The organism is Streptomyces sp. NPDC059169 (genome assembly GCF_042755225.1).
Lineage (GTDB): Bacteria > Actinomycetota > Actinomycetes > Streptomycetales > Streptomycetaceae > Streptomyces.
The window spans coordinates 158,214-171,547 of sequence record NZ_JBHZCF010000012.1 but is presented as its reverse complement, the minus strand read 5'-3'; the positions used below and the strand labels follow the sequence as shown (position 1 = coordinate 171,547).

10 protein-coding genes are annotated in these 13,334 nt (G+C 69.3%); 8 read left to right on the top strand and 2 right to left on the bottom strand.

Annotated features, from left to right (window positions below; genetic code table 11):
- Positions 1-409 precede the first annotated feature (409 nt).
- Entirely contained in the window at positions 410-1,975 is a 1,566-nt protein-coding gene (locus ACFXOM_RS22785) for an RNA polymerase sigma factor (RefSeq protein ID WP_384938374.1), read from the top strand.
- A 135-nt stretch (positions 1,976-2,110) separates the two neighbouring features.
- A complete protein-coding gene (locus ACFXOM_RS22780) occupies positions 2,111-2,938 on the top strand; it encodes a serine protease (protein WP_385039001.1) in 828 nt (275 codons plus the stop codon).
- A 201-nt stretch (positions 2,939-3,139) separates the two neighbouring features.
- Here the strand turns inward: ACFXOM_RS22780 and ACFXOM_RS22775 are convergent, their stop codons facing one another.
- Entirely contained in the window at positions 3,140-3,370 is a 231-nt protein-coding gene (locus ACFXOM_RS22775) for a hypothetical protein (protein ID WP_384938378.1), read from the bottom strand.
- Positions 3,371-3,806: 436 nt separating this feature from the next.
- Here ACFXOM_RS22775 and ACFXOM_RS22770 point away from each other — a divergent pair, with 436 nt between their 5' ends.
- The 3 genes from ACFXOM_RS22770 to ACFXOM_RS22760 all read left to right on the top strand — a co-directional run bounded on the left by ACFXOM_RS22770 (position 3,807) and on the right by ACFXOM_RS22760 (position 8,161).
- Positions 3,807-5,924 (top strand): type IIA DNA topoisomerase subunit B, encoded by a 2,118-nt coding sequence (locus tag ACFXOM_RS22770; RefSeq protein ID WP_384938380.1) that lies wholly within the window; start codon positions 3,807-3,809, stop codon positions 5,922-5,924.
- Positions 5,925-6,062: 138 nt separating this feature from the next.
- Positions 6,063-6,575 (top strand): DUF485 domain-containing protein, encoded by a 513-nt coding sequence (locus ACFXOM_RS22765; protein ID WP_385038998.1) that lies wholly within the window; start codon positions 6,063-6,065, stop codon positions 6,573-6,575.
- Positions 6,572-8,161, top strand: coding sequence for a cation acetate symporter (locus ACFXOM_RS22760; protein ID WP_384938384.1), 1,590 nt, complete (start codon positions 6,572-6,574; stop codon positions 8,159-8,161). Before ACFXOM_RS22765 ends, ACFXOM_RS22760 begins: the two co-directional genes overlap by 4 nt.
- 328 nt (positions 8,162-8,489) lie before the next feature.
- On the opposite strand, the gene ACFXOM_RS22755 is transcribed toward ACFXOM_RS22760, so the two are convergent.
- A complete protein-coding gene (locus ACFXOM_RS22755; protein WP_384938386.1) occupies positions 8,490-9,725 on the bottom strand; it encodes a citrate synthase in 1,236 nt (411 codons plus the stop codon).
- A gap of 98 nt (positions 9,726-9,823) precedes the next feature.
- Here ACFXOM_RS22755 and ACFXOM_RS22750 point away from each other — a divergent pair, with 98 nt between their 5' ends.
- The 3 genes from ACFXOM_RS22750 to ACFXOM_RS22740 are packed head-to-tail and all read left to right on the top strand — an operon-like array spanning position 9,824 to position 13,285.
- Positions 9,824-10,981 (top strand): citrate synthase, encoded by a 1,158-nt coding sequence (locus ACFXOM_RS22750; protein WP_384938468.1) that lies wholly within the window; start codon positions 9,824-9,826, stop codon positions 10,979-10,981.
- 52 nt (positions 10,982-11,033) lie between these two features.
- A complete protein-coding gene (locus ACFXOM_RS22745) occupies positions 11,034-12,146 on the top strand; it encodes a CobW family GTP-binding protein (RefSeq protein ID WP_384938388.1) in 1,113 nt (370 codons plus the stop codon).
- Between the two features lie 20 nt (positions 12,147-12,166).
- A complete protein-coding gene (locus ACFXOM_RS22740; protein WP_385038995.1) occupies positions 12,167-13,285 on the top strand; it encodes a DUF1266 domain-containing protein in 1,119 nt (372 codons plus the stop codon).
- Positions 13,286-13,334: the final 49 nt, after the last annotated feature.

Genomic DNA, 13,334 nt, shown 5'->3' with positions numbered 1-13,334 from the left:
CTCATTTCTTTGTGTGTTGCCGGGGAGGGACTCCCTTTTTTCTCCGCGGAGCGATCCGTTGCCCCCCCTTTCTTTTTTTTTTTTTTGGTTTCTTTTTTTTCTTCTCCCCCCCTTTCCCCTCCCCCCACCCCACGATCGTGGAGGTGATAACGGATAGAATTCACCATCTGGTCGTTTAGTCGCAAATGAGGTGTGACTCGGGCCACGCGGATTGGGCGTAACACTCCTCGAAACAGTGCGATGACCTAAGAGGTGACAGTCGAGGAGGGAATGCAGACGCCGTTCACGGCGCTGTGTCCTTCCGAGGCTCAGCCCGCGTTGCCGGCGCATCCCCAGCCGGCGGACGTCGGCTCCGGTCCGATCATGGGCGGGGCCGGAAGCCGTTTCCCATCGTTCCGAGAGGTTGTTCGTGTCGGCCAGCACATCCCGTACGCTCCCGCCGGAGATCGCCGAGTCCGAGTCTGTGATGGCGCTCATCGAGCGGGGAAAGGCTGATGGGCAGATCGCCGGCGATGACGTGCGTCGGGCCTTCGAGGCTGACCAGATTCCGCCAACCCAGTGGAAGAATGTTCTGCGCAGCCTCAATCAGATCCTCGAGGAAGAGGGTGTGACGCTGATGGTCAGTGCCGCGGAGTCGCCGAAGCGCACCCGCAAGAGCGTCGCAGCGAAGAGCCCGGCAAAGCGCACCGCCACCAAGTCCGTCGCGACCAGGACGACCGCGGCGAAGACCGTCGCGGCCGGCGGCGCAGCACCGACGGCCACGTCCGACGAGGTCGCGGTGTCCGAGGCGGACGAGACCGCTGCGCCCGCGAAGAAGGCGGCCGCGAAGAAGAGCGCGGCCAAGAAGACGACGGCGGCCAAGAAGACCGCCGCCAAGAAGACGGCGGCCAAGAAGACCGCCACCAAGAAGGACGCCGAAGAGATCCTCGAAGGCGAGGAAGTGCTCGACGAGGCCCAGGCCGGCAAGGCCGGTGCCGACGAGCCCGAGGGCGCCGAGAGCGCCGGTTTCGTACTCTCCGACGAAGACGAGGACGACGCCCCCGCGCAGCAGGTCGCCGCTGCCGGTGCCACGGCCGACCCGGTCAAGGACTACCTCAAGCAGATCGGCAAGGTCCCCCTGCTCAATGCCGAGCAGGAGGTCGAGCTGGCCAAGCGGATCGAGGCGGGCCTGTTCGCCGAAGACAAGCTGGCCAACTCCGACAAGCTCGCCCCGAAGCTCAAGCGCGAGCTGGAGATCATCGCCGAGGACGGGCGCCGCGCCAAGAACCACCTGCTGGAGGCCAACCTCCGTCTGGTCGTCTCGCTCGCGAAGCGCTACACGGGTCGAGGCATGCTCTTCCTGGACCTGATCCAGGAGGGCAACCTCGGTCTGATCCGTGCGGTCGAGAAGTTCGACTACACCAAGGGCTACAAGTTCTCCACGTACGCGACCTGGTGGATCCGGCAGGCGATCACCCGCGCCATGGCCGATCAGGCGCGCACCATCCGTATCCCGGTGCACATGGTCGAGGTCATCAACAAGCTCGCTCGTGTGCAGCGCCAGATGCTCCAGGACCTGGGTCGCGAGCCCACCCCGGAGGAGCTGGCCAAGGAGCTCGACATGACCCCGGAGAAGGTCATCGAGGTCCAGAAGTACGGCCGCGAGCCGATCTCGCTGCACACCCCGCTGGGTGAGGACGGCGACAGCGAGTTCGGTGACCTGATCGAGGACTCGGAGGCGGTCGTCCCGGCCGACGCGGTCAGCTTCACGCTGTTGCAGGAGCAGCTCCACTCGGTGCTCGACACGCTGTCCGAGCGCGAGGCGGGCGTCGTCTCCATGCGCTTCGGGCTCACCGACGGTCAGCCGAAGACGCTGGACGAGATCGGCAAGGTCTACGGCGTGACCCGTGAGCGGATCCGTCAGATCGAGTCCAAGACGATGTCGAAGCTGCGGCACCCGTCGCGGTCCCAGGTGCTCCGCGACTACCTGGACTGATATCGCACCCAGCGTCGCTCGTAAGAGGGCCCGTTTCCCCCGGGAGACGGGCCCTCTGCATGTCGTGCGGGTGCAGCCCGCGGCGCGGTGCCTGACTCTGAGTACACGGATTCCACCGGAGAGTCAGGAGACCGCATGCGACGTCCTATCACCCGAGCACTGACGGCAGCCGTGGCAGCGGCCGCGGCCACGGTCCTGGTGGCGGTTTCCGCGGCGGCCCCGGCGCTGGCCGACAGCGTCGTCATCGGGGGAACGCCGGTGGCCGCCGGTGAGAGCCCCTGGGTGGTCGCGCTGTCCAGCCGTGACCGGTTCGGAGGTACGCGGGCCGGGCAGTTCTGCGGTGGTGTGCTGGTGGCGCCCACGAAGGTGCTGACCGCGGCGCACTGCCTCAGCCGGGAGGTGCTCGGTTCGGACGTGAGGCAGATCACCGACCTGCGTGTGATCGCCGGGCGAACGGACCTACGCAGCCCCGGCGGCCAGGAGGTGCCCGTGCGCAGTGTGCGGATCGCGCCCGGCTACGACCCCAACACGAGTTCCGCCGACCTCGCGGTGCTCACCCTCGCGAACGCGCTCCCCGTGAGTCACGCGATCGCGACGGCGGGTAACGGTGATGCGGCGTACGCGCCGGGCACCGCCGCAACGGTCTACGGGTGGGGCGACACGACGGGGATGGCCACGTACGCCTACGACCTGCGTTCGGCGTCCGTGCGCGTGCTGTCCGACGATGTGTGTGCGCGCGCCTATCCGGGCGGCGCGGGCGGCCGGTACGTGGCGTCCACGATGGTGTGCGCCGGTGACGCCGGCGGGCGCGATGCGTGCCAGGGGGACAGTGGGGGCCCACTCGTGGCGCGGGGCCGTCTGATCGGCATCGTCTCGTGGGGCAGCGGTTGCGGCCGTTCGGAGAGTCCGGGGGTCTACACCCGGGTTTCCTCGGTGCTCGCCTCGATGGGGCGCACTCGCTGAGGCGGAGGAACACCGGCACCGTCCGCGAGGGCGCGGTGACAGGGTGGTCGCCGCAGTGGTTGCGGGCTCGGGAGTCGAAGGCGGCACGATCGGGCACCGGGCGCTTACGGCAACGAGAACGGGCGGCTGCCTCCTTGGAGAGGTAGCCGCCCGTCGGCCGGTCCTGAACCGGTCCCGTAGCTCGTCGTATGGATGAGAAGGTCAGCGTTCGTCGTCGCCGGCGCTGGCCGGTGCAGCCGTCAGTCGGTCCGTCTCATCCTGTATCTCTGCGGCGATCTTCTTGAGTTCCGGCTCGAACTTGCGCCCGTGGTGGGCGCAGAAGAGCAGTTCACCGCCACTGGTCAGAACGACGCGCAGATACGCCTGGGCGCCGCAGCGGTCGCAGCGGTCAGCGGCCGTCAGCGGGCTCGCGGGGGTCAGAACAGTAGTCACGTCGCCTCTTCTCTAGCTCGACGAGCTGTCGTACCAGGGTCAACATCCAACCAGGCCGAAAACGTTCCCGCTCGTGCCTTTCCCTCGAAACTTCCAGTCGAGGCGGCTGTCTGCTGCCGGTTGGCGGCGAATGTGCCGTATTGCTTCGCTTTACGGTTTCGCTTGGCTTGCTTGTTTCATCAGGTCCTCCGGCTGGGTTGCCGGTTGTTCATGAGGACGTGCCCGGAGCCTAAATGGTTCATGCCTGGAAGGGAACGTGATGTGCGCGTCACTCCAACGAGGGATCGAACAGTTATGCGACTCTGGACTAGCATGAGGAATCATGAGGGTGGCGTTACATCGGCTCTACCAGGCCTCGGTACCCTCTGACCGGGCGACCGACGCCGGGCCTCTACCCCCACAGGGCCACATTCAAATTCAGCGAGGAGCGAACCGCGTGACCGCCGAAACGTCAGTGCCGTCGAGTGCGCTGCTGACCGCAGACCGTGACGGTTCCAACTACACCGCGCGGCATCTGCTCGTTCTCGAAGGGCTCGAAGCGGTCCGCAAGCGCCCCGGCATGTACATCGGGTCGACTGACAGCCGCGGGCTGATGCACTGCCTGTGGGAGATCATCGACAACTCGGTGGACGAGGCGCTCGGCGGCTACTGCGACCACATCGAAGTGATCCTCCACGACGACAGCTCGGTCGAGGTCCGGGACAACGGGCGGGGCATCCCCGTGGACGTCGAGCCGAAGACCGGGCTCTCCGGCGTCGAGGTCGTGATGACCAAGCTGCACGCCGGCGGAAAGTTCGGCGGTGGTTCGTACGCTGCGTCCGGTGGTCTCCACGGCGTGGGCGCCTCCGTCGTCAACGCCCTGTCGGCCCGCCTCGACGTCGAGGTCGACCGCGGTAGTGCGACGCACTCGATCAGCTTCCGGCGCGGTGTGCCCGGCATCTTCACCGAGTCCGGCCCCGACGCCCCGTTCGACCCGGCCAACGGGCTGATCAAGGGTAAGCGCGTCCCCAAGACCCGCACCGGCACGCGTGTCCGCTACTGGGCGGACCGCCAGATCTTCCTGAAGGACGCCAAGCTCTCCCTGGAGACGCTCCACCAGCGTGCACGCCAGACCGCCTTCCTGGTGCCGGGCCTGACGATCGTCGTCCGCGACGAGCGGGGCCTCGAGGGCGAGGGCACGTCGCAGGAGACCTTCCACTTCGACGGTGGCATCAGTGAATTCTGTGAGTACCTCGCCCAGGACAAGGCCGTCTGCGACGTCCTTCGGCTGACCGGGAACGGCACGTTCAAGGAGACCGTCCCGGTCCTCGACGACCGCGGCCACATGACGCCGACGGAGGTCACCCGTGACCTCGCCGTCGACATCGCGCTGCGTTGGGGGACCGGCTACGACACCACGATCAAGTCCTTCGTCAACATCATCGCGACCCCCAAGGGCGGTACGCACGTCACTGGTTTCGAACGGTCCGTCACCAAGACCGTCAACGAGGTGCTGCGCTCGACCAAGCTGCTGCGCGTCGCCGAGGACGACATCGTCAAGGACGACGCGCTGGAGGGCATGACCGCGGTCGTGACCGTCCGGCTCGCGGAGCCGCAGTTCGAGGGCCAGACCAAGGAGGTCCTCGGCACCTCCGCCGCCAACCGCATCGTCGCCAACGTCGTGGCGAAGGAGCTCAAGGCGTTCCTGACGTCGACCAAGCGCGACGCCAAGGCCCAGGCCCGGGCCGTGCTGGAGAAGGCTGTCGCCGCCGCCCGCACGCGCATCGCGGCCCGCCAGCACAAGGAGGCACAGCGCAGGAAGACGGCGTTGGAGTCGTCCTCGTTGCCGGCCAAGCTCGCCGACTGCCGCAGCGACGACGTCGAGCGGAGCGAACTCTTCATCGTCGAGGGGGACTCGGCGCTCGGTACGGCGAAGCTCGCCCGGAACTCCGAGTTCCAGGCGCTGCTGCCGATCCGAGGCAAGATCCTCAACGTCCAGAAGTCGTCCGTCTCCGACATGCTCAAGAACGCCGAGTGCGGGGCGATCATCCAGGTCATAGGGGCGGGTTCGGGTCGTACCTTCGACATCGACGCGGCTCGGTACGGCAAGATCGTCCTCCTGGTCGACGCCGACGTCGACGGTGCACACATCCGTTGCCTGCTGCTCACGCTCTTCCAGCGCTACATGCGGCCGATGGTCGAGGCGGGCCGCGTCTTCGCGGCGGTGCCGCCGCTGCACCGGATCGAGCTGATTCAGCCCAAGAGGGGGCAGGACAAGTACGTCTACACGTACTCGGACAACGAACTGCGCTCCACGCTGTTGGAGTTCCAGCGCAAGGGCATCCGGTTCAAGGACTCCATCCAGCGCTACAAGGGTCTCGGCGAGATGGACGCCGACCAGTTGGCGGAGACCACGATGGACCCGAGGCACCGCACGTTGCGCCGGATCAACATCGGTGACCTGGAGGCCGCGGAGCAGGTCTTCGATCTGCTGATGGGCAATGAGGTCGCTCCGCGCAAGGAGTTCATCACCAGTTCCGCGGCGACGCTGGACCGCTCGCGCATTGACGCCTGATACCCGTCCCTCTGACGCGGAAGCACAGCATCCGTCACCTAATGGGGTGAAGAGAACAAGAGAAGAGTCCGGGAAGTCCCCGTTCTGTCCATTCTTGGGCACGCGACCGAAAGGCGTCGCTGACAAGGAGAACTGAGCGTGGAGACGAAGCAAGGCCGGGACACCGGGGCTACAGGCATCGACGACCCCTGGTACGACGTGCTGGCCTCCGGCTGGGGCGAGTTGGACGGGGCGGGCATACCCGCCACCCCGTCCCCCCTGGGCGCCGGGTGCCCGCAGGCGCACCGCCGGGCCGCGGACGTCTACCTGGAAGTGCAGCGCAGTGCCGCCTTCCAGGAAGTGCGCAGCCGCTATCGGCGGTTCGTGGTCCCCGCCAGCCTCGCCTTCTTCGTTTGGTACGTCGCCTATGTCGTCGCAGCCACCGCCGCGCCCGGGCTCATGGCGAGGACGGTCGCCGGTGCGGTCAACGTGGCGATGCTGGCCGGACTCGGGCAGTTCCTCACCACGTTCCTGCTGACCTGGGCGTACGCCAGGCACGCCCGGTTGTGCAGGGACCGGGCGGCGTTGGACCTGCGGTGGACGGTGTTCGACCGCACACGGGGAGAGGAGCCGACGCGCGACGCCGGGGCGGAGCGGGGGAGCGGGCGTTGAGCGGCAACCACACCCTGGCGCTGCTGCTTTTCAGCGCGTTCATCGCCGTCACTCTCGGGATCACCACCTGGGTCAGCCGCAACCGGCACGGCTCGGCCGAGGAGTTCTACGCGGGCGGACGGCTGTTCTCGCCCATAGAGAACGGTTTCGCCATCGCCGGGGACTACATGTCCGCCGCGTCCTTCCTCGGCATCTCCGGGCTCATCGCGCTCTACGGCTACGACGGGATGCTCTACTCGGTGGGCTTCCTGGTGGCCTGGCTGGTGGTCCTGCTGCTCGTCGCCGAACTGGTCCGCAACTGCGGTAGGTTCACGCTCGCCGACGTCGTCGCGGCCCGGATGAGTGAACGCCCGGTCCGCATCGCCGCGGGCACGTCCTCGGTGGCGGTCTCGGTCCTCTACCTGGTGGCGCAGATGGTCGGCGCCGGGAGCCTGGTCGCCCTGCTGGTCGGAGGGACGAGCGGGGCCGCACGCTCCTGGACCGTGATCGGGGTCGGCGCCCTGATGGTGGTCTACGTGTCGCTGGGCGGGATGCGCGCCACCACCTGGATCCAGATCGTCAAGGCCGTACTGCTGATGGCGGGTGCGATCGCGCTCACCGGACTCGTACTTGCACGTTTCCACGGCGACTTCAACCAACTGCTCACGGCGGCCGCCGGGCAGAGCGGTCACGGCACGGCCTTCCTCTCGCCCGGACTGCGCTACGGCGCTGACTGGACGGCGCGTCTGGACTTCATCAGTCTGGGGCTGGCGCTCGTTCTCGGCACGGCCGGGCTGCCGCACATTCTGTCCCGCTTCTATACCGTGCCGACCGCGCGTGCCGCCCGACGTTCGGTCGTCTGGGCCATCGGCCTCATCGGCAGCTTCTACCTGATGACGATCGTGCTCGGCTTCGGCGCCGCCGCGCTCCTGGGCACGCAGGAGGTGCGCGCGTCGAACGCCGCGGGGAACACGGCGGTTCCCCTGCTCGCGCTCGAACTCGGCGGGGGTGCGGGCTCGACCGGGGGCACGGTGCTCTTCGCCGTCGTGGCGGCGGTGGCCTTCGCGACGATCCTGGCGGTCGTCGCCGGGATCACTCTCGCCTCCTCGGCTTCGGTCGCCCACGACCTGTACGCCTCGCTCAAGCGCCGTCACACCAAGCACCACAGCGAGGTCGCCGTGGCGCGGATCGCCGCGGCGGGCATCGGGGTGACCGCGATCGGGCTCGGCCTGCTCGCCCGCGACCTGAACGTGGCCTTCCTGGTGGGCCTGGCCTTCGCCGTCGCCGCCTCGGCCAATCTGCCGGTGCTCCTGTACTCGCTGTTCTGGCGGCAGTTCACCACCCGCGGTGCCGTGTGGTCGGTCTACGGCGGTCTCGTTCCGGCGGTTCTTCTGGTGCTGGTCTCGCCTGTGGTGTCCGGCAGCCCCGAAGCCCTGTTCCCGGGGGCGGACTTCCACGTCTTCCCGCTCCAGAACCCGGGAGTGGTTTCCATTCCCCTGGGGTTCCTCGCGGGATGGATCGGCACCGTCACCTCCCCCGAGGCACCGGACGACGCCAAGCACGCCGAGACGGAGGTCCGGGCGCTGACGGGTGCCGGCGCGGTATGAACGGCGAGCACAGAGCTGCCGGCCTCGGACGGCCTGCGAGTGGCGTTTCCACGGTGCGCCCCGGCCCTCCGCCCACGCATACGGCCCGTCCCGACGTACCGCAGGGAGAGCTGGACCCGGCCCGAGCGCTCCAGGAGCTACGGGGAGCGCTGCGCCGTCTGCCGGCGCACGCCCGCACGTTCGGCGACCTCCCGGGCGGACAGGGCGGCTTCTGGGTCGAGGAGCACCCTGCGGATGGGCTTCGCGGTGGGCGGGGAGCGCCGCTTGGGCAGGTCCGGGGTGCCGGCCGTGCCCCGGCCAGGCGCCGGGGCGCGGAGGTCCGCTCGGTTCAGGGCAGCGGACGCGGCGGGCGGGGCCCACCGTACTGGCCACTGGGGCGCATCCGCAGCGGGCGCTCCTCGTACTCCTCCCGTGCATGCGCGATCCAGCCCGCCGTGCGTGCCACGGCGAACACGGTCTCGCCCGCCTCGGCGAGCATCCCGGAGGACACCGACAGCACGGCCAGCGCGAGGTCCACGTTGGCGTGGAGGGGGACGTGACGCGCGGTGGTGTCCTCGACGTCACGCGCGGCCTCCAGCGCCGGAGCGGCCCCGGGGACGTCCGCGAGCGCCGTGAACAGGGCCTCGGCCCGCGGGTCGCGGCCCGGGTAGAGACGGTGCCCGAGTCCCGGCACCCGGCGGCCCGCCCGCAGGTGGTCCGCGACGACTGCGGCCGCGCTGCCGCGCTCCAGCACCTCGACGAGCATCCGGTGGGCGAGACCGCTCGCTGCCCCGTGCAGGGGGCCGTCCAGCGCGCCGAGGCCCGCCGAGACCACGGCGTAGGGATGGGCGCGTGCCGATGCCGCGACCCGGACGGCGAGAGTCGATGCAGCGAGGTCGTGGTCGATCAGCAGGGAGAGCGCCATGTCGAAGGCCCGCAGTGAGGCGTCGTCCGGGCGGGCGGCGGTGAGCCGGGACCACAACCGCCAGGCCAGCGTTCCTTCGCCCCGGTGCGTCTGACCGGCCTGGGGGAGTGCGTCGACCAGGGTCGGGATCAGTGAGCGGGCGCTGCCGAGCACCGCGTCGCCGCTGAGGTCGAAGCGGAGCGGGTCGGTGACCGCGGCGGCGATCGCTGCCACCCGCAGACGGTCCGTCGGGCTGCTGTGCGACGGGAGCGCCTCGACGGCACGACGGGCGGCGGCGAGCATCGGGGGAGGGGCGGTGAACCGGGTGCCGGGCCGCAGGGTGCCGGTCCAGAGCCAGTCGGCGATCTCCTCGTAGCGGTAGGTGCGGGCGAGTTCGGTCGCGTCGACGCCGCGGAAGTAGTAGCGGTCCTTGTCGATCAGGGTGATGTCCGTACGGATCCGCTGGATGACGTCGCTGGCCGGGGCGGCTTCCCTCCGGTTCCTGCGGAGGAGGGCGTCGACCTCCTTGGCGTCGAACGTGCTGCCCCGCCCCGAGGAGCCGCGGCGGCTGGAGAGCTGTCCGCGGCTGACGTACGCGTACACGGTTTCGGGCTTGACGCCGAGCCTTTCGGCTGCCTGACGCGTGGTCAGCCGTTCCTCGTCCGCTGCGTGATCCGTCATGAGAACACCGTACACGTATTGATTCAATCAATATTGACAATGATTATATCAAGCATGGAGAGTCGAATCAATTCAACGGAGGAGGCGTCATGCACACCATGGACGGAGCCACGGCGGTCCCCGGCGTTCCGCGCGGACTCGCGGGCGTCGTCGTCACCGACACCGCACTCGGGGACGTACGGGGGCGAGAGGGCTTCTACCACTACCGCCAGTACTCGGCTGTGGAGCTCGCGGAGAACAGCACCTTCGAGGACGTCTGGTACCTGATGTTCCACGGACGCCTGCCGGATGCCGCACAGCGCCGGGCGTTCCTGCGGCAGACGGCGGAGCTGCGCCGGATCCCCACCGACGTCGGCGAGGTGTTGCCCGCCGTCGCCCGCGCCTGTGCCCCCTCCGGCCCGCTCGCCGGACTGCGCACCGGGCTTTCACTGCTCGGGGCATCGGCGGGGCTACGGCCCGGGTACGACCTCGACGCCGGGCAGCGGAGTGCGGACGCGCTCGCGGCCTGCGCCGCGGTGCCCACGCTGCTCACCGCGCTGTACCGGCTCGGCCGGGGGCTGACCCCCGTCCCGCCGCGCGACGACCTCCCGTACGCCGCCAACTACCTCTACATGCTGACCGGTTCCGAGCCGGATCCCGCCCGGGCACGGGCCGTCGAGCAGTACCTGATCTCCACCGTTGACCACGGCTTCAACGCCTCCACCTTCACCGCCCGGGTGATCGCCTCCACCGGTGCCGACCTGGCGGCCTGTCTGGTCGGGGCCGTCGGCGCGATGTCCGGGCCGCTGCACGGCGGCGCGCCGAGCCGCGCGCTGGACACGCTGGATGCGATCGGCAGTCCGGACCGCATCGACGCCTGGATCAGGGAACGGGTATGTGCCGGGGAACGGATCATGGGTTTCGGCCACCCCGTCTACCGCACGGAGGACCCGCGCTCGCGCATGCTGCGCTCGATCGCCCGGAGCTTCGGCGGGCCACTCGTGGACTTCGCGGTGGAGGTGGAGGCGCGGGTCGAGGCGATCCTCGCCGAGCTGAAGCCGGGGCGCGAGCTGCACACGAACGTGGAGTTCTACGCGGGAGTGGTGATGGAGCTCTGTGGACTGCCACGGGAGATGTTCACACCGACGTTCTGCGCCGCTCGCGTCGTCGGCTGGAGCGCCAACGTCCTGGAGCAGGCGGAGGACTCGAAGATCATCCGTCCGGCCGCGCGCTACGTGGGGCCCGTGCCGCCCCAGCCGCTCCCGGAGGTCGCCTGAACTGCCCATATCCTGGAGGTCCGACGCACACGAGAGCCCCGGAGGTACCGCGTTGAGCCAGCCGCAGATCCCCGTGATCGTCCTTGCGGGCTTTCTGGGGTCAGGCAAGACCACCTTGCTCAACCACCTCCTCCGGGCCGGCCGGGGGACGAGGATCGGCGCGATCGTCAACGACTTCGGGTCCATCGAGATCGACGCGATGACCGTGGCGGGCCAGCTCGGCGACTCCACGGTGTCCCTCGGCAACGGTTGTCTGTGCTGTGCCGTGGACGCGAGCGAGTTGGACGTCTTCCTCGACAAGCTCACCCGTCCCGCCGCGCGCCTCGACGTGATCGTCATCGAGGCGAGCGGCCTCGCGGAACCGCAGGAGCTCGTCCGCATGCTCCTGGCAAGCGAGAACCGGCACATCGTGTACGGCGGTCTCATCGAGGTCGTCGACGCCGCCGAGTTCGGAGCGACCCGCGAGCGGCATCCCGAAATCGACAGGCACCTCCGGATCGCCGATCTGATCGTCGTCAACAAGACGGACCGGATCGCCGAGGTCGAAGTGGGGCGGCTGCGCGAGCACATCGCGGGCGTCGCCGAAGGCGTAGCCGTCGTGCGGGCGTCCTACGGTCGCATCGATCCCGAGCTTCTCTTCGAATGCCGTCCGAAGGCCGAGCGCGTGGGGCAGCTCTCCTTCGAGGACCTGCACGACGACGAGGCCGATCACGACGGAGCGGGGCACGACGAGCACGGTCACGGCACCGACGGGCACCGACATCATCTGCATGCCGCCTACGAGACGGTCTCGTTCACCTCCGATGAGCCCTTGCACCCCCGTAGGCTCATGGACTTCCTCGACTCGCGACCGCAGGGGCTGTACCGGATCAAGGGTTTCGTCGGATTCGGAGAGGCCGACCCCGCCAATCGGTACGCCGTGCACTCAGTCGGCCGGTTCCTGCGGTTCTATCCCGAGCCGTGGCCGGACGGCGCCGATCGGCAGACCCAACTGGTCCTCATCGGCTCCGGCGTCGACACGGCGGGTCTCCTCGGGGCGCTCGACGCCACCCGGGTGCGTGCACCGGAGGACGCCCCCGCCGAGCACGCCCTGTGGGGAGTCCTGCGGTACGCGCCCGAGCAGCGGGTTCCGGACGAGGACGACCGGAGCGGGCCGTGGTCCTGAAGTGGACGCCACCCAGGCCGGTGGAACGCCGATTACACGAGGCCGGGCTGCGCGGGGACCGGCACGCCCAGCTGCAGGTGCTCGCCGCCGAGGAGTTGTTCATCGGCCAGGCCCGCCACGAGGTCGACGCCGAGCCGGACCTGATCCGCTGGCCCGCGGTCGTCGACCCGGCGACCGGAGGGCTGTGCAGGCCGCTGCTCACACGCGGCATGCTGCCGCCCTGGCGTCCGGACTGGGTCTTCCACGAGGTGACGCTCGCGTGGGTGGCGGACTTCCGGTGGACCGAGGCGGGACAGTGGCTCGCCGTCAACAGTGGCACGCCCGCAGCCGTACACCTTCCGGCGTCATCCCGGGACCGCGACGTGTGGCGCCGCTACTACGCCGAGAACGCCCGCAGCGCCCCGAAACGGCTGTCCGCGCTGCACACCGGGCCGCTGTACGGGCCGCTCGCCTTCGGACTCGCCTGCGGCGGGCACCTCGCGGTGACCAACGGCGTGCCCTGGAACGAGGTCGGAACGGTGTACCGCGCGTACGGCACCCAGCGCCGCGTCCTGCGCGAGGCCTGGGGGATCACCGGTCACGACGGCTGGCAGGAGCGGGTCGGCGCACTGCTCGCCCGCTCCGACAGCCCGCCGGAACCCGAGTTCGCACTCCGGGTGCGCACGCGACTGGTCGAGAGCCTCGGGAAGCCGCCCACCCCGGAGCTCTGGCGCGAGACCGCTGCCGCAACCCTGCGTGACCGTGGTGCTCCGGCGCCCGTGGTGAAGGAGATGGAGGACCTGGTACGCCGCATCACGCGGTACGAGGCCAGGTTCCGCGCCGACGGACTGCTTTCGGACGACGGCCGGGTGACGTCCGTATGTGCCTATGACTACGGACGGGCCCCGTCCGTGGCCCGCTGGGGGCTGGCAGCCCGCTTCTGCACCCCGCACCAGGCGGAATGCGCCATCGTACGCGCGGGTGCGCTCAGCAGGACCGCCTACCGGTCGTGGGAGGACTTCTCGGCGGGGTACGTACTGGGTCGCGTACTGCGCTTCGACGAGGAGGAGTACGGCCGCTACTACGACGACGCCCTGTCCTCCCACCGGCTGCTCGTGCAGGACGAGGGCAGCCCCTGGCGGCATTTGCCCTGGAGCTGACCCCATTGCACCCGGGGCCACACCGGCGCCCGGGAGACGGACCATCGGT

Bases quoted from the DNA above. Each gene is read 5' to 3' on its own strand.
- ACFXOM_RS22755 (WP_384938386.1), bottom strand. From the start codon at position 9,725: ATGACGGATCACGCAGCGGACGAGGAACGGCTGACCACGCGTCAGGCA.
- ACFXOM_RS22750 (WP_384938468.1), top strand. From the start codon at position 9,824: ATGGACGGAGCCACGGCGGTCCCCGGCGTTCCGCGCGGACTCGCGGGC.
- ACFXOM_RS22780 (WP_385039001.1), top strand. From the start codon at position 2,111: ATGCGACGTCCTATCACCCGAGCACTGACGGCAGCCGTGGCAGCGGCC.